Source organism: Salinivibrio sp. VGrn1, assembly GCF_009377995.1.
Taxonomy (GTDB): Bacteria; Pseudomonadota; Gammaproteobacteria; order Enterobacterales; family Vibrionaceae; genus Salinivibrio; species Salinivibrio siamensis.
The window spans coordinates 16,683-38,324 of sequence record NZ_SATA01000013.1; the positions used below are offsets into that span (position 1 = coordinate 16,683).

The 21,642-nt window shown below is 52.2% G+C and carries 18 protein-coding genes; 14 read left to right on the top strand and 4 right to left on the bottom strand.

The features are described from left to right. Positions 1 to 136 precede the first annotated feature (136 nt). The 7 genes from EHW56_RS14360 (at position 137) to EHW56_RS14390 (ending at position 5,827) form a co-directional block, all read left to right on the top strand. Positions 137 to 1,111, top strand: coding sequence for an AraC family transcriptional regulator (locus EHW56_RS14360; protein WP_172970059.1), 975 nt, complete (start codon positions 137 to 139; stop codon positions 1,109 to 1,111). Positions 1,112 to 1,159: 48 nt separating this feature from the next. Next, positions 1,160 to 1,669, top strand: coding sequence for a thioredoxin fold domain-containing protein (locus EHW56_RS14365; RefSeq protein WP_152797131.1), 510 nt, complete (start codon positions 1,160 to 1,162; stop codon positions 1,667 to 1,669). An 87-nt stretch (positions 1,670 to 1,756) separates the two neighbouring features. Beyond that, the gene (locus tag EHW56_RS14370; RefSeq protein ID WP_046074542.1) at positions 1,757 to 2,389 is read left to right on the top strand and encodes a response regulator transcription factor; all 633 of its coding nucleotides are present in this window, start codon (positions 1,757 to 1,759) and stop codon (positions 2,387 to 2,389) included. A 36-nt stretch (positions 2,390 to 2,425) separates the two neighbouring features. Further along, positions 2,426 to 3,058, top strand: coding sequence for a MarC family protein (locus EHW56_RS14375; RefSeq protein ID WP_046074541.1), 633 nt, complete (start codon positions 2,426 to 2,428; stop codon positions 3,056 to 3,058). A gap of 180 nt (positions 3,059 to 3,238) precedes the next feature. Continuing rightward, on the top strand, positions 3,239 to 3,505 hold the full coding sequence (locus tag EHW56_RS14380) for a DUF4212 domain-containing protein (protein ID WP_046074540.1): 267 nt from the start codon (positions 3,239 to 3,241) through the stop codon (positions 3,503 to 3,505). 12 nt (positions 3,506 to 3,517) lie between these two features. Continuing rightward, a complete protein-coding gene (locus tag EHW56_RS14385) occupies positions 3,518 to 5,245 on the top strand; it encodes a sodium:solute symporter family protein (protein WP_077579408.1) in 1,728 nt (575 codons plus the stop codon). Positions 5,246 to 5,314: 69 nt separating this feature from the next. Continuing rightward, positions 5,315 to 5,827: a hypothetical protein gene (locus EHW56_RS14390; protein ID WP_046074538.1), complete on the top strand. Its 513-nt coding sequence runs from the start codon at positions 5,315 to 5,317 to the stop codon at positions 5,825 to 5,827. A 17-nt stretch (positions 5,828 to 5,844) separates the two neighbouring features. Here EHW56_RS14390 and EHW56_RS14395 read toward each other — a convergent pair whose 3' ends face one another. The 3 genes from EHW56_RS14395 to EHW56_RS14405 form a co-directional block, all read right to left on the bottom strand. Then, positions 5,845 to 6,069, bottom strand: a complete 225-nt coding sequence (locus EHW56_RS14395; protein ID WP_077579409.1) for a hypothetical protein — start codon at positions 6,067 to 6,069, stop codon at positions 5,845 to 5,847. Continuing rightward, positions 6,066 to 9,512 (bottom strand): hybrid sensor histidine kinase/response regulator, encoded by a 3,447-nt coding sequence (locus EHW56_RS14400; protein ID WP_152800433.1) that lies wholly within the window; start codon positions 9,510 to 9,512, stop codon positions 6,066 to 6,068. Before EHW56_RS14400 ends, EHW56_RS14395 begins: the two co-directional genes overlap by 4 nt. Positions 9,513 to 9,662: 150 nt before the next feature. Further along, positions 9,663 to 10,838, bottom strand: a complete 1,176-nt coding sequence (locus EHW56_RS14405; protein ID WP_046074535.1) for a 3-phenylpropionate MFS transporter — start codon at positions 10,836 to 10,838, stop codon at positions 9,663 to 9,665. 195 nt (positions 10,839 to 11,033) lie between these two features. On the opposite strand from EHW56_RS14405, the gene EHW56_RS14410 reads away from it, so the two are divergent. The 6 genes from EHW56_RS14410 to accC all read left to right on the top strand — a co-directional run bounded on the left by EHW56_RS14410 (position 11,034) and on the right by accC (position 18,283). Next, positions 11,034 to 12,830 (top strand): DUF294 nucleotidyltransferase-like domain-containing protein, encoded by a 1,797-nt coding sequence (locus EHW56_RS14410; protein ID WP_077639292.1) that lies wholly within the window; start codon positions 11,034 to 11,036, stop codon positions 12,828 to 12,830. 1 nt (position 12,831) lies between these two features. After that, positions 12,832 to 13,455, top strand: a complete 624-nt coding sequence (locus EHW56_RS14415) for a 3'-5' exonuclease (RefSeq protein WP_152797126.1) — start codon at positions 12,832 to 12,834, stop codon at positions 13,453 to 13,455. 243 nt (positions 13,456 to 13,698) lie between these two features. After that, complete coding sequence (gene acs, locus EHW56_RS14420) at positions 13,699 to 15,648, top strand: acetate--CoA ligase (protein ID WP_077607351.1); 1,950 nt, start codon at positions 13,699 to 13,701, stop codon at positions 15,646 to 15,648. 340 nt (positions 15,649 to 15,988) lie between these two features. Next, entirely contained in the window at positions 15,989 to 16,444 is a 456-nt protein-coding gene (gene aroQ, locus EHW56_RS14425) for a type II 3-dehydroquinate dehydratase (RefSeq protein ID WP_077666938.1), read from the top strand. Between the two features lie 26 nt (positions 16,445 to 16,470). Beyond that, positions 16,471 to 16,929: an acetyl-CoA carboxylase biotin carboxyl carrier protein gene (accB, locus tag EHW56_RS14430; RefSeq protein WP_046074530.1), complete on the top strand. Its 459-nt coding sequence runs from the start codon at positions 16,471 to 16,473 to the stop codon at positions 16,927 to 16,929. A 10-nt stretch (positions 16,930 to 16,939) separates the two neighbouring features. Continuing rightward, the gene (accC, locus tag EHW56_RS14435; protein ID WP_046074529.1) at positions 16,940 to 18,283 is read left to right on the top strand and encodes an acetyl-CoA carboxylase biotin carboxylase subunit; all 1,344 of its coding nucleotides are present in this window, start codon (positions 16,940 to 16,942) and stop codon (positions 18,281 to 18,283) included. A gap of 53 nt (positions 18,284 to 18,336) precedes the next feature. Here accC and EHW56_RS14440 read toward each other — a convergent pair whose 3' ends face one another. After that, the gene (locus EHW56_RS14440) at positions 18,337 to 20,292 is read right to left on the bottom strand and encodes a methyl-accepting chemotaxis protein (protein WP_152797125.1); all 1,956 of its coding nucleotides are present in this window, start codon (positions 20,290 to 20,292) and stop codon (positions 18,337 to 18,339) included. 243 nt (positions 20,293 to 20,535) lie between these two features. Here EHW56_RS14440 and prmA point away from each other — a divergent pair, with 243 nt between their 5' ends. Then, a complete protein-coding gene (gene prmA / locus EHW56_RS14445) occupies positions 20,536 to 21,423 on the top strand; it encodes a 50S ribosomal protein L11 methyltransferase (protein ID WP_046074527.1) in 888 nt (295 codons plus the stop codon). The last annotated feature ends 219 nt before the right edge of the window (positions 21,424 to 21,642 follow it).

Consider the following 21,642-nt stretch of genomic DNA (forward strand, 5'->3'; position numbering starts at 1 on the left):
AATGGTAATAATTCGCATTTATGTTACTATTTCAGTGCTTTTCAGGAAGAAAAAACAATTATGCGCACGCATCAAGCTTTTATGCGCAGAGCGTTTATGCATAGCACGTTTATGCGGCGTGTTACGGAGGAATACGATGGCAGCACCCGTCTCTGTTGTTTGCACACAGCGAGAGTCCAGCGCAGATGGTCACGCCGAGATCATGGCTAATCACTCAAAACGGACGCAACCCTTGGTACGGGGACAGTTTTTACATACTTCATGTCCGGGTGGGTTGCATATCGATAGCGGGATCACCGATGAATTATGTGATGCCAATGTCCTCCACCGTGCCCATCAGGGGATCATGCTAGTGATAGTCCTCGAGGGCGTGCTGGAGTTTGCCTACGATGACCACACGTATCGGTGCAATGCATGCCACCAGCCCCAAGCACTTGCCGTCTCCGTGTGCCGTGACAGCACCTTTCGTCGTCGCTTAATTGCAGGGAATCACCTTAAAAAAGTGAATATATTGCTACCGCCCGAGTGGCTTGATGGATATGCAGACGAGCAAGCCTTGCCACTGCTTAGTGCCTTGCATCGTCATCATTTAGGCTGTGTACGCTGGCAACCTAGTACCGCCATATTCGACCCCATTCAAGCCTTATTACCCCGCTTTAGTAGGCAAAACGAGGCTGATCCCCTGACCCAGCACTTACATGCACTCACCATCATCAAGCACCTGTGTGAGCAAGCCTCTCATCTCACCATTGAGTCTGTTACCGAACTCATCCCTGCAACTCATGAACCACAAATCGCAAAAGCCGTCGCGTATATTGAAACTAAGCTGCACACCGCATTAACCTTATCGACCATTGCACACGCATGTGGCCTGAGTCGCAGCACACTGCAGCGCCGTTTTCGTACCCATCTAGGCATGCCCGTTTCAGATTACATCCGTCGTCGTCGGTTGGTGGTGGTCAAAGAAAAGTTACTGCATGAGGCGATTTCAATTGGCGAAGCGGCTTACTGGGCGGGCTACCATCATCCCTCTAATTTTGTTACCGCCTTTAAGCGTCAGTTTGGCATGACCCCCGGCCAGTTGATTCAATCGCAAACCCATACAATGTGATCATGGTATGTGTGTATACTCATCCTATTGGCATGAAAAGGAAAAAGTATGAGACAAGGTCGCCGCTTTGCACTAACGGCTGGGTTATTGATTGCCGCACTGGGTGCTGGTGCGCTTCACATCGTTCGCTCGCAACAAGTCACCGCGCCGCCAAAAGCGTCTGCTACCGCACCGCCATTTATCACCGTCAACTCGCAAGAAGCACTTGATGCAGAGCTCGCCAGCGCTGCGGCTAATCAACAAATAGCCTTGGTTGATTACTACGCCGATTGGTGCATTCCGTGTAAACAATTCGCCCAAAAAACCTTCACGGATCCGGCTGTGGCTCAGCAGCTCAGCCGCATGCACCGCATTAAAGTGGATCTGAGTGAAAATCGTCCTGATGATTTTGCGTTAATGCGCACCCAAGACGTGGCCGGGCTGCCCACACTCGACTTTTGGTTGCCCAATGGAGAGCGTCATGCGACAGCTCGCATTACCGGCTTTTTAGCACCTCAAGCTTTCATGACTCACCTACGCCAGCATGGATTGAAACATGAAGTAAAAAGCGAGCAATGATCAATCTCTTAGTTCTCTTGTTACAAAATTGATAAACCCCATATCTGGTGGTAGCTTTATTGAAAACAAAGGGAAGATAGCCGCATTATGGAAGCGCAACACACCATCGTTATCGCTGATGATCATCCACTGTTTCGGAACGCCCTCTTTCAATCCGTGCATATGGCGATAAGCGGAGCCAACCTGCTAGAGGCAGACAGCTTAGACAGTTTAAATCAGATCTTAGCGCGAGATGCTGAGGTCGACTTGGTGCTGCTCGACCTAAAAATGCCTGGCGCGAATGGCATGTCAGGGCTGATTGCGCTGCGTCACCAATATCCCACCCTACCGATTGTGGTGATCTCTGCCAGTGAAGAGCCGAGTGTGATCCGTCAGGTACGCGCTCATGGTGCCTTTGGCTTTATTCCTAAATCCAGCGATATGCGTGCGTTGGTACAGTCGTTAACCCAAGTGCTCGACGGCACGCCCTGCTTTCCAGATAATCTCGGCGAAGACGATGAGAGCGAAAGCTTATCTGACAAACTCGCCACACTGACCCCACAGCAGTACAAAGTATTGCGAATGCTTTGCGATGGCTTGCTGAATAAGCAGATCGCTTATGACTTAGCGGTATCCGAAGCGACCATTAAAGCCCACATGACGGCTATATTTCGTAAATTGGGCGTGAAAAACCGCACGCAAGCGGTGATTTTATTGCAGCAATCTAATATCGAACTTTGATACGCTAGCGCTCTAGACACCGACTTTGGAGCGCCTATGTTAAGTATTCTTGCGACGCAATTCGTAATTTTATGGGCCGTAATCGACCCTGTCGGTAGCGTGCCCATCTATCTGTCACAAACCAGCCACATGTCTGCCAAACAAAAGCGCCGCGTCGCGGTGAAAGCCGTGGCAATTGCCTTTGCCATTTTGCTGTTCTTTTTAATTGTCGGTCAGATTTTGCTTGAAGCCATGCAAATCCCGTTACCCGCATTCCAAGCGGCCGGTGGCTTGGTGTTGCTATTGTTTTCCCTCACCATGATTTTCGGTGAAGGAAAACCCGGCCAAGAAGCCAAAATGCTGAGTGAAGACGTTGATAAAGCAGAAATTGCCGCCACCGCGGTTTATCCACTCGCCGTCCCTTCCATTGCCTCCCCCGGTGCCATGATGGCGGTAGTCATGCTCACAGATAACAATCGGTATGCCATTGCGGAACAAGCGGTGACCGCTGGGGTGATGTTTGTTGTTTTGGTCGCGACCTTGGTCTTACTCCTCGGCGCCAATGTGATTCACAAAGTGATTGGGAATGTGGGGGCGTCGATTATCAGCCGCGTCATGGGGCTGATCCTTGCCTCGGTCGCCGTTGCGAATTTACTCGAAGGCATCCAAAAGTTTTATCACCTCAGTTAGACCTTTGGCGAAAGACTTGGCTGGCTCAACCCGAGTCAGCCGTACCTAGCTCACAAAAACCCTGCTTTTTCCGCTCATTATCGCTGACTGCGCTCGACTAAAGTTGCAATGTCGCTTCGTCCATCCCCTGCTATCGTCTTCAAGTAACATTCCATTAACGTGCTAAACAAGGAGAAGGCGATGGCGTTTCAAAGCAAGGAACACGCGAAAGCCTACTGGGACAGAAACGTCAAACTGATGATCAGTCTGCTGATTGTCTGGTTTGTTGTCTCATTCGGCTGTGGGATCTTATTCGTGGATGCCCTCAATACTATTCAAATTGGTGGCTACAAACTTGGGTTCTGGTTTGCTCAGCAGGGATCGATTTATACCTTCCTCGGCATCATATTTGTGTATGCCAAACAAATGCGCAAACTCGATCGCGAGTTCGGCGTGGACGACGAGTAAGAGGACTAACACATGGATTTAAGAACCATTACTTATATTGTTGTCGGGTTCACGTTCGCCCTCTATATTGGGATTGCGATCTGGGCACGCGCAGGCTCCACCAAAGAGTTCTATGTCGCCGGTGGCGGGGTGAACCCAGTGGCGAACGGGATGGCGACCGCTGCCGACTGGATGTCAGCTGCCTCGTTCATTTCTATGGCCGGCTTAATCGCGTTTATGGGCTATGGGGGCTCGGTCTTTTTGATGGGCTGGACGGGCGGCTTCGTGCTCCTCGCACTGTTGCTCGCCCCTTACCTACGTAAGTTTGGCAAGTTTACCGTGCCAGAGTTTGTCGGTGAACGCTTCTATTCAAAAACCGCGCGCATTGTTGCCGTTGTTTGTTTGATCATCGCCTCCGTCACCTATGTTATCGGCCAGATGAAAGGGGTGGGCGTCGCCTTTGGCCGCTTCTTAGAAGTCGACTATTCCACCGGGCTATTAATCGGTATGGTCATTGTCTTTATGTATTCCGTGATGGGCGGGATGAAAGGCATTACCTACACCCAAATTGCTCAGTATTGCGTGCTCATTTTAGCTTACACTATTCCCGCAATCTTCATCTCCCTCAAACTGACGGGTAACCCATTCCCACAGCTTGGTTTAGGTAGCACCATGGCGGGGACGGATCAGTACTTGCTCGACCGACTCGATCAGGTGGTGACCGAACTCGGCTTTGTCGAATACACCACCGCCGTGCGGGGTAGTACACTCAACATGTTTGCCTACACCATGTCACTGATGATAGGTACGGCCGGTTTACCCCACGTTATTATTCGCTTTTTCACCGTCCCTAAGGTGCGTGATGCACGGACATCTGCCGGTTGGGCACTGTTCTTTATCGCGATTTTGTATACCTCAGCACCTGCGGTGGCGGCAATGGCGCGCTTGAACTTAATGGACACGGTGAATCTACCGAACGGTGACAACCTCGCCTATGACCAGCGTCCAGACTGGTTTAAGAACTGGGAAACCACCGGGCTGCTAGGCTTTGAAGATAAAAACGGTGATCAGAAAATTCAATACACCTCGAATGCAGAAACCAATGAGCTACGTGTTGACCGCGACATCATGGTGCTGGCCAACCCAGAGATTGCCAAGCTACCTAACTGGGTGATAGCCCTGGTCGCCGCCGGTGGCTTAGCCGCGGCACTGTCGACTGCCGCCGGGTTGTTGCTTGCGATATCGTCAGCCATATCCCACGACTTAATTAAAGGGGTCGTCAATCCAAATATCAGCGAAAAAGGCGAGCTGCTGGCAAGCCGGATATCTATGGCATTAGCCATCGCTGGGGCCGGCTACTTAGGGCTCAACCCACCAGGCTTTGCGGCCGGGACGGTGGCACTGGCGTTCGGCTTAGCCGCGTCATCGATTTTCCCGGTACTCATGATGGGGATCTTTACCAAGACCATTAACAAAGAAGGGGCGATTGCCGGTATGGTCGCGGGGATCAGCGTTACCCTGTTCTACGTATTCCAACACAAGGGGATTTTGTTTATCTCTGACTGGACATACTTAGAAAGCCTCGGTAGCAACTGGATACTGGGTATCGAGCCCAATGCCTTTGGCGCAGTAGGGGCCGTGTGCAACTTTGCCGTGGCGATCATTGTCTCGCGCATGACCAAAGAAACACCGCAAGAGGTGCAAGATTTGGTCGAGCACGTTCGTATGCCGTCTGGAGCCGGCGATGCGCAATCACACTAATCCCGTGTTAACCTATCAAGCCCCTGCGGGGGCTTTTATACTGTTGGTTACGACCAGCCAAGGAGAGGCATGATGTCAACGGTCACGCGTTTACTCACCAATAAACATGTGGTTATTGCGATGCTGGTTGCGCCAGTGTTAGCGGTGATCGCCTATTTTGCCGTCGATGCCAGTGTGTCTGAGACGCCCAAAGCCGCTCAGCCAGGGCAAAGCTATCCGCTGGCGGTCCGTTCTAATTGCCGTTATACCAGTGGGTTTTGTCAGCTCGAAAATGGCGATATGAAACTCAAACTGGAATCGCAAGGCGTCGAAAACAATCGGCTAACGCTGCGGTTGGTCAGCGAGCTGCCCCTGGAAGGCGCACAAATCGGCCTGACAAACATCGCACCGCAAACCATGCAAATCCGCGATGAACAAGGCATGACCTGGACGGTCTCTCTGCCAGCACCACGCAGCGAAGAGACGCAAATCCGCCTGGCCGTGAGTATGAAAGGAAGCCACTATTATGCCGAAACGCCAGTGACCTTTATCGAACATAAAACGTTTTATACCGAGCACCAACAGGCGCAGGATGCGTCATAATGTGAGACGGTTGCCATTCACGCGTCAATTGACATCAACGATGTTCGGATCGCCGCTACGATGGTGGCGATTTTGTTTTCATACGCTTGCTCTGTCAGCCAATGACTCACATCCGCCCACCCATCACCGTCTAGGTGTGCCAATTCATCAACCTCGATATGCCCATCAACAGGGTTAAAGTGCCCTGCCACTTTAACAATACCCACATCTGTCTCTAGGCGCGGTAGGGTAAAAGGGGTCATTGTTTTCCTCGCTGTTGTAATAATGCACGCAACTTAAGCGGCTTTACCGGTTTAGAGAGATACATAAAGCCTAGTCCAGTCACGGTCTGTTGTGTCTCGGCGCTGCGGTCAGCACTGATGATCACCCCCTGAAAGCAGCACCCTACTTTTAGTTGGCATTGTTGTAGCACTTGCAACCCCGTTTGCTGGTTCGTTAAGTGATAGTCACTCAGGACAAACTCAGGCTGCCATTGCTCGCCGATCGTCTTGATCGCACCACTCACGTCAGGGGCGCAGCGAACGTCGCATCCCCACCGTGATAAAAGCTGCGCCATCCCATCCAAGATGTCTTGCTCATTGTCCACACATAAGACACGGCAACCTTCGAGCTCTCGCGCCGATGAAGTGACAGGCGCCACAGGACTTGGCTCGATCTTTTCCGCTTGACTCGCATTCACTGTCATCGAGAACACCGTGCCTCGACCCGGCCAGGATTTCAACGCCAGAGGCTGAGAGAGGATTTGGCTAATGCCCTTCGCGATCGCCAACCCTAAGCCCAACCCCTGCTCCGCACCTTCGTGATCAATGCGTGTGAACTCTTGAAAGATATCTTGCTGACGATCGACAGGGATCCCGTCGCCATCGTCCCACACCTCAATGCGGTAGTCGCGCCCTGCCCGTCGCACACCTAACAACACTCGGCCCTCAGGGTTGTAGCGAAAGGCATTGGTCAAAAAGTTTTGCAGCACCCGGCGCAGCAAGTTCTTATCAGACTGAACAAACACCTGGCTGGTCACAACGCGAAAGTCCAACCCCTGGCGGCGAGCCAGTACGCCAAACTCCGCCTCTAGCGCATGAAACACCTCGCTTAATGCAAAGGTCTCGATACGTGCTTTCATTTTGCCCGACTCCAGGCGTGAGATATCGAGCAAATCACCAATCAACACTTCCGCACTTTCTAGTGCGCTTTCTATGTGCTGAGCAACGGCTTCAGTATCTCGGTTTGCCGCCATCTCACTGAGTGACGAAGCAAACAAACGTGCAGCATTAAGTGGCTGCATCAAATCGTGACTGACCGCGGCCAAAAAGCGACTCTTCGACTGTGAGGCGGATTCAGCCTTGCGGGTCGCATCAATCAATCGGCTATTTAGCCGCTCTAATTCACGCGTTCGCTCAGTCACCCGCGCTTCAAGGGTTTCATTAGACTGCTTGAGCGCCGCTTCCGCATCCCGAAACGCGGTGATATCGGTAAATGTCATAACAAAACCACCGCCCGGCATCGGGTTGCCCTGCAGCTCAATCACTCGTCCGTCTGGATGCACTCGCGAAGAGGTATGCGGTTTTCGTCGTGTTAAGTGCAGCACTCGCTTGCTGACATGCTCTTCCGGATCACCCGGCCCACAAAGTCCGCGCTGAGCATTGAATCGGATTAAGTCCGCGACCGGTCTCCCGACCTGAATAAGCCCAGGTGGAAATTGAAACATATCAATGTAGCGCTGATTCCATGCCACCAGCCGCAGTTGCTTGTCCACCACAGAGATCCCTTGGTTGATATGCTCGATAGCCCCTTGAAGTAATCCCCGCGAGAAATCAAACAGCTCAGAGGCCTCATCAACAATGGTGGCAATTTCTTCCAACTGCATATTGCGCCCCTGAAGGGCCGATGAAAGGACTAAGCGTGCCGACGACGAACCAAACACGCCTGCCAACACCCGCTCGGTATGACGTATCAGCGGTGCGCTGGCTTGTTGTTGGGGCATCAGCTCTTCACCACGCTGCTCTGCAAATTGGCTAAACGCCTGGCGCATGCGCCGGCGACCCACGAAGCGAGCCGCGAGCATCTCCAGCTCCGCCACTGTCACCCGGCTTTGATACAAGCGCGCATCATCGTTTTCCGGCAGTGGCATGCCAACAAACGCGGCGGCCTGTAAACGCTCACTCAGTGATGGTCGCGTGAGTAAAGAAATCACCACAAAGCCAAGAGCATTCATTAACACACTGAAGGCCAGGCCCCAATCCACGGTATTGAGGTGAGTAAACGGTGAAAAGTCGGGAGGGGTGATAAGCCAAATCAATAGGTTAGATTGGCCATCTCCTGCCAGCATGCCGGTTTGGGTCATCATGGTCACCAGCCACAGTGAAAACCCCACGAGTAAGCCAGCATATACGCCTTTTTTGTTGCCTTGACGCCAGTACAAGGCGCCAATCATCGCAGGGGCAAACTGAGCAATGGCCGCAAAGGAGAGAAAGCCAATTTCCGATAAAGTGGGCACAGTGAGGATCAGATGATAGAAGCCCCACGCGGCAATTAAGATCAAAAAGATCAGCGCACGGCGAACATTAAGTAACAGCCCAGAGAACTGCGCAAAGTTACGGGATTTCAGCTTCATTCGCCGCAACAACAGTGGCATCACCAGATCGTTCGATACCATGATCGCCAACGCAATGGTTGAAACAATCACCATCCCGCTGGCAGCCGATGCGCCCCCCATAAAAGCCAGTAGCGCCATCCCCTCAGCCCCTACCGATAGCGGCAGCCGAATCACATACGTATCAGCAGGTGCCCCAGGTAACAACGCTTGCCCCGCATAGGCGAGCGGTAGCACAAAAATCAGCATCAGTAACAAGTAGGTCGGGAAGACTTTACGCGCCGTATTCAAATCACTCGCGCGCGTGTTTTCCACCACCATGGTGTGAAACTGGCGCGGCAAGCAAATGATTGCCGCCCCTGTGAGCAAGGTGTGAATGATTAAGCTGCCCACATCCGGGCGACCAATCACGCCAGAGTCCTCAAGACTCACGGGCAAGCTGGGCGCTTGGAATAGCAGCCATACCACAAAAATACCCACCCCGAGAAACGCGACCAGCTTGACGATCGACTCGAAAGCGACCGCCATCATCATCCCTCGGTGGTGCTCCGTACTGTCAATATGACGCGTACCAAATAACACGGTAAATGCAGCCAAGGAGAGACACACGAGCCAGGCGATTTGGGGCTGTGCCAAGCCAATGCTTTGCCCCAGCTCTGGCGACAGAACATCGAGCCCCATGGCAATACCGCGCAGTTGCAACGCGATATAGGGCAGCACACCGACCACGGCAATCAAGGTCACCATCACCGCTAAGCCCTGCGATTTGCCATATCGCGCCGCGATAAAGTCGGCAATGGAGGTAATGTGCTCGCGCTTGGCGATCAAGATCATTCGGGCAAGAAAACGCCACCCAAGGGTAAACACCAAGATAGGGGCAAGGTAAATCGGTAGGAATGACCATGGTGAGCTGGACGCTTGGCCAACCGTGCCAAAAAAGGTCCAAGAGGTGCAATACACCGCGATAGAAAGGCTATAAATCCACGGGCGCCATGAGCGTAACCAGCGCGGTTGACGATCACCATACCAAGCAATCGCGAACAGTGCGCCCATATAAAGCAGTGAAACAGAGACAATTACCCAGCCTTGTGTCATGGCTCCCTTCCTGACGCAATCCTTTGCCGAACCCTTGAGCTGGGTGTAACACGGTATCGGCGCCCACTCAATCGTCTCGTATTCGCTTTGTGGGCACCTTAGCTAACTTTACTGCAAGCCTAATCGTGGTTTATTACAGCTTAGGCCTGTTTATGCCACCTTAGCTTGCTTGGCACGCCAAAATGCCGGCTCACGCAGGGGTAAAACGAAAACAGGCAACGCAAGCAGCGCCATGGTATAAAAAGTGCCAGAGGGCGATACAGCATAAATCCACCCACTTGCCGTGGTCAGCGCCGCCACCACTGCGCCCATTGGTAGCGCATTGTACGCCGCTTGTGTGGCCACCAATCGCGCCCCACACTCGCGCTGAATGTACTGCATCGCGCCAAGGTGTGCGCCGGCAAACGTAATACCATGAAGCAGTTGCACCAGTATCACAGGCACCGCAGCGGTCGTCGTCCCTGTGATCCCCCAGCGCAGCAATACACCCACAGCCGCCAATTGGAACAAGGCTTTTGATGACCAGCCATTAAAAAGCCGCGCCCCCAAGGCAAATACTGCCACTTCCGCGACAACCCCGAGGCTCCACAAATAGCCCACGATGCTCTCGCTATATCCAGCCTGCTTCCAGTAGATCGCACTAAAACTGTAGTACGCTGCGTGGCTGCCTTGCAGCAGGGAGGCGATTAACAAGAACACGACCACCTGACGGTCGCGGAAAAGCTGACGCATCGAGACTTTGCTATTGGTCATATCGTGCTCGCTTTGTGGCATCAATGTCGGTCGACGCAACGTCAGTAGCAAACAGGCAGACAAGCCGCCAATCGCGATCCAGGGAATAATCGCCGCCGATTGCTCGGTCACCAGCCATCCGGTCAAACTCGACCCAACAATAAAGGCTATCGATCCCCAGAGGCGAGTTCGACCATAGTCGATAACTTTATGGCGCGCATAATAGTTGGCGAGCGCATCTGACAGGGGGACGGAGGGACCAATGGCTAAATTAAATAACACGGTCACCAAAGCCAGCCACCACACATTGGCACCCATCATAGGATGCAAGGCACACGTCACTAACGCCATGAGTGTCAAGGCCCGCAGCGCCGGCAACAAGGCTTCAACCTGTTGTACGCGCGGTGTGAACACTAAGTTGGCCACACAACGGGTTGCAAAACCAAGCCCAATCAAGGTGCCGATCACGCCTGAATTGAGACCAAGATACTCAAACCAAACCGCCCAAAACGGGAGATACACACCATAGGAAAAAAAGAAACCGCCAAAGTATTCTGACAGCCAGCGAAACGGGGAACATTGGGTTAAGGTCATCTCATTACTTCACATTAAGATAGATACCCGCTAAGTGTCGCAGCTCTGTGCGAGGAAAAAAAGACACGCGCGCCACGATTGTCGACAAATACATGGTGGTGACCAGTCCAGGTGCATGACTGGCTAGACTAAAGTCGGCTAGCGAGATCGGAAAGGGTGAGACACACTGTGAATATCACAGTGAGGAGTGCGACTATGCCTGAACCTTTTGACACCTCTCATGCGCCCTTTGACTGCCTAACCGCATCACAAGTCAAACAATGCCGCCAAGCACTCGACGTCGCCTACTTTCGCCGTGGCGACACCCTGATCCAGCCCGGTGATACGGGCGAGCAGCTCTTTATCATTATCAAAGGCAGCGTGGAAGAAGTGTCAGAAGACGGCAAGGAAGTGTTTTCTCATTACACCACCGACGACTTGTTCGACGTGCCAGCACTGCTTAATGGCACCGCCAAACACCGATACCGCGCGCTAGAAGATACCCTCTGCCACCTGTTACCCGCCGAGGTGTTCCTCGCCATTTATCATCATAATCACGCGTTTCGAGGCTACTTTGATACCAACCTTCAGCGCCGACAAGCACTGATGGTGCAAGCTCGTCAGCAACAAAATCTCGCCGAGTTTATGCTGACAAGAATTGATGACAGCAATATTCAACCTGCCTTGTGTGTCTCCCCCGACGTGCCCCTGCATGCCGCTACCGCCCAGATGAAAGCGGAGCGCTGCGACTGCGCCTTGGTCGATGATGAAAATGGCGACTGCGGTATTATCACCCGCACCAATTTGCTTCATGCGCTCGTGCTCGAAGGCTACGATCAATCCGTGCCTGTTGGCGAGGTGGCCACACGTCCGGTGATCAGTGTGGAACGCGGCGACTTTCTCTTTCACGCCATGATTAAGATGACACGCCAGCGTGTAAAACGTGTCCGGGTCGTCAATGAACACGGAAACACCGCAGGGATGCTCGATCTTCCTCAGGTACTGAGCCTCTTTTCGACTCACTCTCACGTGCTTAACTTACAGATTGCCCGCGCACAAACCATCGACGAACTGGTGATCGCCGCAAACAGCCAGAGCAAGCTGGTACACACCTTATTTAACAATGGCATTCATACCCGCTTTGTGATGCAGCTTATCGCCACGGTGAATGAGCAAATCATGGAAAAAGCCTTTCGCTTGTTAGTGCCCGAGGCTTACCAACGTCAGTGCTGCTTGGTGGTCATGGGCTCTGAAGGGCGCGGCGAGCAAGTACTCAAAACCGACCAAGACAACGCCTTGATTCTCGCCGACGATCTCAACTGGCCCGATTGCCAGCAAGTGATGGAGACCTTTTCACATACACTGTATCAACTCGGTTACCCGCCCTGTCCAGGTCACGTGATGGTCAGTAATCCCAAGTGGGTAAAAACCGCCACGCAATGGCAACAAACCGTGCGTAATCTGGCACAAAGTGCCAACCATCAAAGTGTCATGGACTTGGCGATCCTTGCTGACAGCCAGCCGATCGCTGGCGATCTTAGTCTGATTGATGCGATCCAAGCACCACTCAAAGACAGCTTGACCGACAATATGTTGACGCTCAACACCTTTGTCCGTCCTGCGCTCGCCTTTCGCGTTCCTTTGACCGTATTTGGCTCCCTCAAAAGCAGCAAAGAAGGGCTGGATATCAAAAAAGGGGGGATTTTTCCCATCGTCCATGGCGTACGTACCATGAGCTTGGAAAAAGGTGTACCACACACCAACACCTTTGAGCGGCTGGAGCAGCTTGCCAACCTAGGGGCACTGGCGGAAGAAACGGCGGAAAACCTCTCCGAAGCCTTGAAGCTATTTATCCGATTACGTTTAAGACAACAATTGAGTGGCGAACCACAAAGCAACTACCTCGACGTAGCTCAACTCCCTTCTAGCGAACGCGACTTACTGCGCCACGGGCTGCATGTGGTGAAAAAGTTCAAAGAGTCACTCGCTTTCCATTATCACGTGAGGGATTAATTTGAATTGGCTGACTCGGCATTGGTACCGTCATCGTCTACGACACTCACCCTATCGGGACTTATTTTTGCCCCCCGACTCAAGCACGCTGATTTCACTGGACTGTGAAACGACCAGCTTGGATCCGCGCCGTGCAGAGCTGGTTACGATTGCGGCCACTCCGATTAAAGGCAATCGGATCCTCACCAGTCACGCTCTCACCTTGACACTGGCCGCGCCAGAGAGTTTGAGCGCCGGCTCGGTCAGAATTCATCGTCTGCGCCACCAGGATCTGGTTCACGGTGTCACTGCAGATCAAGCAATCACCGCACTGGTCGACTTTATTGGTAATCATCCATTGGTCGGCTATCACATTCGTTATGATAAAAGTATTCTCGATCGCTACGCGCGGCATTTTCTCGGCTTTCCTCTCCCCAACCCTCTGATTGAAGTCAGTGATATTTATCAACGCAAACTCGATCGCCTGCTACCTAATGCCTATCACGACATCAGCATGGAAGCCATTAGTCGTCACCTCGATGTCCCTTTGCCGGCCCGGCATGATGCATTGGATGATGCGCTCGCCGCCGCATTGATTTATGTCCGCCTCACCCAAGGTGAGATGCCCATGCTGCAATCCAAATAACGCATCGAAGCCGCGACTTGCGCACGAACGCAAAGACAAAGTGGGATCTAGCCCCCACTATCTGGCCTGACAACTGCGCAAATCGCTTAAAAATCAATGGGGTCATCCTAAAGTCTAATTGTCGGACGTCCCGATATGTCACATCTTTACTGCATGGTTTTCGTTTGCCAGGCAGCGGTAACGCCTGACATCTCATGACATGGAAGCGCCGCGTGGAGCATCGCGGACACGAGGAGAAACAGGATGAGCGATAGTCACGTATACCCCGTCATGCCTTCAATAGCACAAAAGGCACACGCGGATGAAGCCAAGTATCAAGCACTCTATCAGCAGTCAGTGGCCGACCCAGAAGGCTTTTGGCGCGAGCACGGGCAAATTCTGGATTGGATGACGCCTTATACCAAAGTCAAACACACCTCGTTTGATACCGGCCACGTGGATATCCGCTGGTTTGAAGATGGCACACTCAACGTCGCAGCCAACTGTATCGATCGTCACCTCAAGGCGCGAGGCGATCAGGTTGCCTTGATTTGGGAAGGCGACGACCCCAAAGACGATGCCACGCTCACCTATCACCAACTCCACCAGCAGGTATGCCAATTTGCCAATGTCCTAAAAGATAACGGCGTAAGAAAAGGCGATGTGGTGTGTCTTTATATGCCGATGGTGATGGAAGCCGCCGTCGCGATGCTGGCGTGCGCCCGTATCGGTGCGGTGCATACCGTGGTATTTGGCGGCTTTTCTCCCGAAGCATTGGCCGGTCGGATTATTGACTCCAATGCCAAAGTGGTGGTGACAGCCGATGAAGGGATACGTGGTGGCCGTGCGGTGCCCCTGAAGAAAAACGTCGATGATGCCCTAGCAAACCCCAAAGTGAAATCGATTGAAAAAGTGGTGGTGTACCAACGCACCGGGGGACACATTGACTGGCACAGTCATCGTGATGTGTGGTGGCACGAGGCCGCCGCGAAGGTGTCAGACGACTGCCCCGCCGAAGAGATGAAAGCCGAAGACCCTTTGTTTATTCTTTACACATCAGGCTCCACAGGCACCCCAAAAGGGGTACTGCACACGACCGGTGGCTATCTGGTGTACGCGGCGATGACCTTTAAGTATGTCTTCGACTATCAAGAGGGAGACGTGTTCTGGTGTACCGCAGATGTCGGCTGGATCACCGGTCACAGCTACCTTGTCTATGGTCCGCTTGCCAATGGTGCGAAAACAATCTTATTTGAAGGTGTCCCCACTTATCCAAGCACGGCACGCATGAGCGAAGTGGTCGATAAGCACCAAGTGAATATTCTTTACACCGCGCCCACCGCGATTCGCGCACTGATGGCAAAAGGCAACGAAGCGGTCGCGGGCACCCAACGCGACTCACTGCGGATCATGGGCTCGGTGGGTGAACCCATCAACCCAGAGGCTTGGGAGTGGTATCACAGCACCATAGGGAACCAAGCCTGTCCGATTGTCGACACTTGGTGGCAAACAGAAACCGGTGGGATCTTGATTACCCCGCTACCGGGCGCCACCGCGTTGAAACCAGGCTCGGCAACCCGTCCTTTCTTTGGCGTACAGCCTGCATTAGTGGATAACATGGGCAATATACTCGACGGTGCCACCGAGGGTAACCTGGTCATGCTTGACTCGTGGCCAGGACAAATGCGCACCGTCTTCGGTGATCATGACCGCTTTGAGCAAACCTACTTTTCCACCTTTAAAGGGATGTACTTTACCGGCGATGGGGCGCGTCGCGATGAAGATGGCTATTACTGGATAACCGGCCGTGTCGATGATGTCCTCAATATCTCGGGGCACCGGATGGGAACGGCAGAGATCGAGTCGGCGCTCGTCGCATTCGATAAGATTGCCGAAGCCGCGATTGTTGGTGTGCCACACGATATCAAAGGCCAAGCGATCTATGCGTATATCACCCTCAATGCGGGTGAAGTGCCCAGCGCCGAACTCCACAAGGAAGTCAAAGAGTGGGTGCGCAAAGAGATTGGCCCCATTGCGACACCCGACTTCATCCACTGGACGGATGCACTGCCTAAAACCCGTTCAGGCAAGATCATGCGTCGCATTCTGCGCAAAATCGCCACTGGTGATACCGGTAGTCTTGGCGATACTTCCACATTGGCCGATCCTAGTGTGGTCGATAAGCTTATCGCAGAAAAAGAAAGTGTGGTTTAACCCTAACGAAAGATTGCTTAGCAACCTTTGCCGCCTTCGGGCGGCTTTTTTGATCCCCAGCACACGGTAAACTGAACTCTTTCCCTCCCTCGCAATCACACAAAAAGTAGGGACTTGCGGTGTCATCCCGCATCAAACCGCCGACGAGCAACCCTTTTGATATCGCTAACAGACAAACTGTGCTGATTAGACCAGTATTTTGCTGCGATTTGCGCTGAAGTCTCTATAATTGCTGTCAGTAAGGACAAAATTGCATGGTATGCGCCGTCATAACATGTCCATCGGCTGGAATCCGCGTTAAGCTGCACAATAACAGCGAATAGGAGAAGTAAGCGTCAAGATGTCTACAAGAAACCAAGTTTTAGTGTTAAATGGCCCAAACCTTAATTTGCTCGGTCAGCGTGAGCCCGAACATTACGGCGCCCAAACGCTTGGCCAAATCATGGCGGCTCTCGAGGCACAAGCCACGACCTTGGGGCTCAATCTTGAACACTTTCAATCCAATAGCGAAGCTAGCCTTATCGATAAAATCCACCAAGAGATGGAGACCGTGGATTTTATCATCATCAACCCAGCCGCGCTGACCCACACCTCCGTAGCCCTGCGTGACGCTTTACTGGGTGTGAGTATCCCCTTTATCGAAGTGCATTTGTCGAATGTTTATGCCCGAGAGCCCTTCCGGCATCACTCGTACTTATCAGACAAAGCCGTCGGGGTGCTCAGCGGGTTTGGCGCTGATGGTTATGAATTCGCCTTAACAGCGGCCGCGCGTCATTTAGCGTTTGCGGCTGAGTAAAACAAAACATATAGAAGAGACCTATCATGGATATCCGTAAGATTAAGAAACTGATCGAACTTGTTGAAGAGTCTGGCATCTCCGAGCTAGAAATTGCCGAAGGTGAAGAGTCAGTTCGTATCAGCCGCTCTTCCCCTGCTGCACCGGTACAAATGGCCGCCCCGCAATACGCGGCACCAGCGGCCCCGGCCCCCGCGCCAGCCGCCCCTGAAGCGCCGGCTGCTGAGCCTGCAAGTGCACCACAACCGACGGGACACCAAGTGCTTTCCCCAATGGTCGGTACCTTCTATCGCGCTCCAAGCCCTGAGTCTGCCGCATTTGTTGAAGTCGGCAGCCAGGTGAATGAAGGCGATGCTCTGTGCATTGTCGAAGCGATGAAGATGATGAACCAAATCCAAGCCGACAAGAGCGGTGTGGTCAAAGCGATTCTATGTGAAGACGGTCAGCCCGTTGAATTCGACGAACCACTCGTGATCATCGAATAAGCGAGGGCGCATGTTAGATAAAATTGTAATTGCTAACCGCGGTGAAATTGCACTGCGCATTTTACGTGCGTGTAAAGAGCTGGGGATTAAAACCGTCGCGGTGCACTCTACCGCAGACCGTGATCTTAAACACGTGTTGCTCGCCGATGAAACCGTGTGTATTGGCCCAGCGCCAAGCAACCAAAGTTACCTCAACATTCCCCGCATTATCAGCGCGGCTGAAATTACCGGCGCGGTGGCGATTCACCCCGGTTACGGATTCTTATCCGAAAACGCGGATTTCGCCGAACAAGTTGAGCGTTCAGGGTTTGTCTTTGTCGGCCCCAAAGCTGACACCATCCGTTTGATGGGCGATAAGGTGTCGGCCATTGAAGCGATGAAAAAAGCAGGGGTGCCCTGTGTGCCTGGTTCAGACGGTCCATTGGGCAGCGATCAGGAAAAAAACAAAACCATTGCTAAGCGCATTGGCTACCCGGTAATCATCAAAGCATCAGGCGGCGGCGGTGGCCGGGGAATGCGCGTGGTTCGCTCCGAAGCTGAATTGGTTGATGCGATTGCGATGACCCGTGCTGAAGCCAAATCGGCGTTCAGCAACGACATGGTTTACATGGAAAAATTCCTGGAAAATCCACGCCATGTTGAAGTACAGGTGCTCGCCGACGGTCAAGGCGGGGCGATTCACCTGGGTGAGCGCGATTGCTCGATGCAGCGTCGCCATCAAAAAGTGGTTGAGGAAGCGCCAGCCCCTGGTATTACCGCAGAGATGCGAAAATTCATTGGCGAACGTTGCTGCCGCGCATGCGTTGAAATTGGCTATCGCGGCGCAGGTACCTTTGAGTTCTTATATGAAAACGGCGAGTTCTACTTTATTGAAATGAACACTCGCATTCAGGTCGAGCACCCCGTTACCGAAATGGTGACCGGGATTGACTTGGTCAAAGAGCAACTGCGTATTGCAGCAGGTCAACCTCTGTCGTTCACCCAAGACGACATCCAAATTCGTGGCCATGCGGTTGAATGCCGGATCAACGCTGAAGATCCAGAGCGGTTTATCCCTAGTCCAGGGAAGATTGAACGCTTCCACTCGCCAGGTGGGATGGGCGTGCGTTGGGAGTCACATGTGTACGCAGGCTATCAAGTACCGCCCCACTATGACTCCATGGTCGGCAAGCTTATCTGTTACGGTGAGAACCGCGATGTCGCCATTGCGCGCATGCGTAATGCCCTCGCGGAAACCGTCATTGATGGGATTAAAACCAATATTCCTCTACAACTCGATATTATGAATGACGAGCACTTCCAACATGGGGGCGCTAACATTCACTACCTCGAGAAAAAGCTTGGTTTGTCTTAAATAAGACACTACATATAATCAGCCGCCGTTTATCCGGCGGCTTTTTCATGCTTTTATGTCATCTCGCGTTCTAATGCTTCAATGCCCGCCACAACTTGCTTAGAAAGCGGTTCAATCTGCAAATATTTCTCTTCTGCGCCCGCGCGATCGCCCTTCTCATCAAGTTCAATAATTGATTTTATCGTCCGATGCAGCTCAGCGTGTGGTTTCTCGAGTGCACGATAGCTATTGAGGTGGCCATACTGATCCTTACCCTCGCCATAGTACCACTGGCCGAGCGCACACTTGTGATGCGAGCAAGCAACCTCACGATTCATGGCGGTACTATCACCACTTAAAAAGTCTCTTACTTTGGTTTTCCAAGCTAAATGAGCATTTTTAATCGCACTAAAATCTTTTTTCGACGACTGTCCACTGACGGTAAAATCACTCAATATGTCACTCAACATATGCGACTGTTCAGTCAATTGACGAGCAATGTGTGACGTCTCTGTTGCTTCACTGCTGGCACTTTGGCTTTGTGTGTGAATGTTTTCCACCGCTTCACTCATCTCCTTGGTCACACTGGCTTGTTGATCAGCCGCCGCTGCCACCTGAATGCCCATTTGTTTGACATCATTAACCTTATCCAATATGTCATTGAGTACCTGGTTGGACTCAGTCACATACGTGAGGGTTTGTTGTGCCGTTTGGTTATTACTCACAATCCGCTCTGAGGACTGGCGGATACCCGATTGTAACCCTTCTAGCATCTCTCGGATGTCGCCCGTCGCCTGCTGTGTACGCTGAGCCAAACCACGCACTTCATCGGCCACCACCGCAAAGCCGCGTCCTTGCTCGCCCGCTCGAGCGGCTTCGATAGCCGCATTGAGCGCGAGTAAATTGGTTTGCTCGGCAATATCACTGATGGTCTCTGTCACTGTGGTGATTTTCTGACTCTCATCCGCGCTCTTTTGGATCTGCTCAATGGTCGCTTCCAGTTCGCCAATAAAGGTTTCCATACTCGTCGTCGCTTGGGTAACGACGCCCGCGCCCTCATTCACTCGCGCTTGCGTTTGTTCAATCGTTTCCGCCGTGCGATTCATATTTTGCGCAACTTCATCAACAGTGGAGGTCATTTGTGACATAGAACTGGCCACTTGTGTCGTCTGCCCTACCTGCGATTCCATTGAGTGTTGAACGCCATGTCCTTTATCGGACAACTTGTCGGCTTGGCCAATAAGCGAATTGGTATTTTCAATCACTTGACCAATCACTGCGCCAAAGCGTGCTTTTACCATTTTAAAATTATCCGCCAGCTGGCCCATTTCGTCATATCTGACCGGCTCATTGGCATTTTCAAGGTTACCAGAGGCTAAGTTATTTAACGCCTCACTGGTCATTTTAATGGCGTCGATTATACGTTTTTGCACCACCCACGTGCTCACTGCGGACAAGGCAACCATGGTGCCGACTAGCCACATGACGCCAAAGTTGTCTTGGCGGTACGCCATATAACCACTCGCGAGGCCAAGCAGGCACATCACTGCCAAAACGGTGTAAAAAAAGTGGCGAAGCTGGATGCGCTGAGTAACCGGAGGCTTGGGTAATTCCCGTGATGGATCCTGCCGCATTTTTTGGTACAAATTCTCAGCCTGCTCAACCTCTTCGCGGCTTGGCTCGCTGCGCACCGATTGAAATCCAATCATGTTGCCGTTTTTAATCACCGGCGAAACAAACGCTTGTACCCAGTAATGATCGCCATTTTTACAGCGGTTTTTCACCATACCACGCCAGTTATTGCCCGCTTTAATGGTTTTCCACATATCAGCAAACGCCGCTGGCGGCATGTCTTTATGGCGAACTAGGTTGTGATCGCTGCCCATTAATTCATCACGGGTAAAACCACTGATAGAGACAAACGCGTCGTTAACGTATTGGATCTTGCCACGTAGATCGGTGCGCGATACCAGCTCACCGCGCCCCTCAAACCGCACCTCTTTTTGCGTAACCGCTCCATTATCCCGCATACTCTCTCCTCATCTGCTACTCGTGACACCTCAATCGTTAACTTTGTTCAATTTTTGTTCCGTATCGCTATAAGGCTATATGATCAACCCCTTGTGTGTTTTATCACCATGCAAATTTGCCAAATTACGCACAAGAACCAAGGTTAAAAGCAAAATGCAAATCAAATTGCGAAGCTGAGAACACGAGCGGTTTAGGTGCCAGTTTGATAAAATGGAGAGATATTTTCCGACACGAGATACACCATGCCTTGGATCCAACTCAAACTGAATGCAACGTCTGACAACGCCGAAGCGATTGGCGACCTGCTAATGGAAGAAACGGGCGCCCTATCTGTCACCTTCTTAGATGCCAAAGACACCCCGGTATTTGAGCCTTTACCCGGCGAAACGCGCTTGTGGGGCGAAACAGACATCATGGCCTTGTTCGATGCTCAAGCCGATATGGGCACGGTGTTAGCGGTATTACAAGCCAGTCCATTGCTGGCTGAAAACTTTGCTCATAAAGTCGAGCAGTTGGAAGACAAAGACTGGACACGCGCATGGATGGATAACTTTAAGCCAATTCAATTTGGCGAGCGGTTGTGGATCTGTCCAACTTGGTGTGAGGTACCTGATGACAACGCGGTGAACGTGATGCTCGACCCGGGCCTCGCCTTTGGCACCGGCTCGCACCCGACCACCGCACTATGCTTGGAATGGCTTGATAGTCTGGATTTAAGCGGCAAAACCGTGATTGATTTTGGCTGTGGCTCCGGCATTCTCGCGATTGCGGCGATTAAACTTGGGGCCGAGCGTGTGATTGGTATTGATATTGACCCACAAGCGCTGCTGGCATCAAAAGATAACGCCGAGCGCAATGGTGTCGCCGACCAACTTCACCTCTATCTTCCTAACGATCAACCGGCTGACTTAAACGCCGATGTGGTGGTGGCCAATATTCTTGCCGGACCATTGCGTGAATTATCGAGTGTCATCAAAGGCTTGATCAAACCCGGTGGTCAGCTGGCGATGTCTGGCGTGCTAGAAACTCAAGCGGATGACGTGGCGAACCATTACCGTGATAGTCTCACTATCGACCCGATTGTCGAGCGCGAAGAGTGGTGCCGGATCAGCGGTCATTTGCCCGAGTAACTGGCCAAATGATGATGCCATTGGCTTACCGCCCCTATTCACTGTCGTCGGTAAGCCATGGCTGACGTGCTACTCGAACTGCTTGATTAATCAGCGAAACACCATCGATACAAAAACTGCTGTAAAAATCAAGCCATCAATGCTCAAATATTGTCCTTTTCAGATGCTGAAAAAATGCGTAAAATGCGCGCCCTTGCTGACTCAGAGCGGCTGAAGAGG

Bases quoted from the DNA above. Each gene is read 5' to 3' on its own strand.
- EHW56_RS14360 (WP_172970059.1), top strand. From the start codon at position 137: ATGGCAGCACCCGTCTCTGTTGTTTGCACACAGCGAGAGTCCAGCGCA.
- accB (WP_046074530.1), top strand. From the start codon at position 16,471: ATGGATATCCGTAAGATTAAGAAACTGATCGAACTTGTTGAAGAGTCT.
- EHW56_RS14390 (WP_046074538.1), top strand. From the start codon at position 5,315: ATGATGTCAACGGTCACGCGTTTACTCACCAATAAACATGTGGTTATT.
- EHW56_RS14370 (WP_046074542.1), top strand. From the start codon at position 1,757: ATGGAAGCGCAACACACCATCGTTATCGCTGATGATCATCCACTGTTT.
- EHW56_RS14380 (WP_046074540.1), top strand. From the start codon at position 3,239: ATGGCGTTTCAAAGCAAGGAACACGCGAAAGCCTACTGGGACAGAAAC.
- EHW56_RS14400 (WP_152800433.1), bottom strand. From the start codon at position 9,512: ATGACACAAGGCTGGGTAATTGTCTCTGTTTCACTGCTTTATATGGGC.
- EHW56_RS14365 (WP_152797131.1), top strand. From the start codon at position 1,160: ATGAGACAAGGTCGCCGCTTTGCACTAACGGCTGGGTTATTGATTGCC.
- acs (WP_077607351.1), top strand. From the start codon at position 13,699: ATGAGCGATAGTCACGTATACCCCGTCATGCCTTCAATAGCACAAAAG.
- EHW56_RS14375 (WP_046074541.1), top strand. From the start codon at position 2,426: ATGTTAAGTATTCTTGCGACGCAATTCGTAATTTTATGGGCCGTAATC.
- EHW56_RS14410 (WP_077639292.1), top strand. From the start codon at position 11,034: ATGCCTGAACCTTTTGACACCTCTCATGCGCCCTTTGACTGCCTAACC.
- aroQ (WP_077666938.1), top strand. From the start codon at position 15,989: ATGTCTACAAGAAACCAAGTTTTAGTGTTAAATGGCCCAAACCTTAAT.
- prmA (WP_046074527.1), top strand. From the start codon at position 20,536: ATGCCTTGGATCCAACTCAAACTGAATGCAACGTCTGACAACGCCGAA.
- EHW56_RS14395 (WP_077579409.1), bottom strand. From the start codon at position 6,069: ATGACCCCTTTTACCCTACCGCGCCTAGAGACAGATGTGGGTATTGTT.
- EHW56_RS14440 (WP_152797125.1), bottom strand. From the start codon at position 20,292: ATGCGGGATAATGGAGCGGTTACGCAAAAAGAGGTGCGGTTTGAGGGG.
- EHW56_RS14405 (WP_046074535.1), bottom strand. From the start codon at position 10,838: ATGACCTTAACCCAATGTTCCCCGTTTCGCTGGCTGTCAGAATACTTT.
- accC (WP_046074529.1), top strand. From the start codon at position 16,940: ATGTTAGATAAAATTGTAATTGCTAACCGCGGTGAAATTGCACTGCGC.
- EHW56_RS14385 (WP_077579408.1), top strand. From the start codon at position 3,518: ATGGATTTAAGAACCATTACTTATATTGTTGTCGGGTTCACGTTCGCC.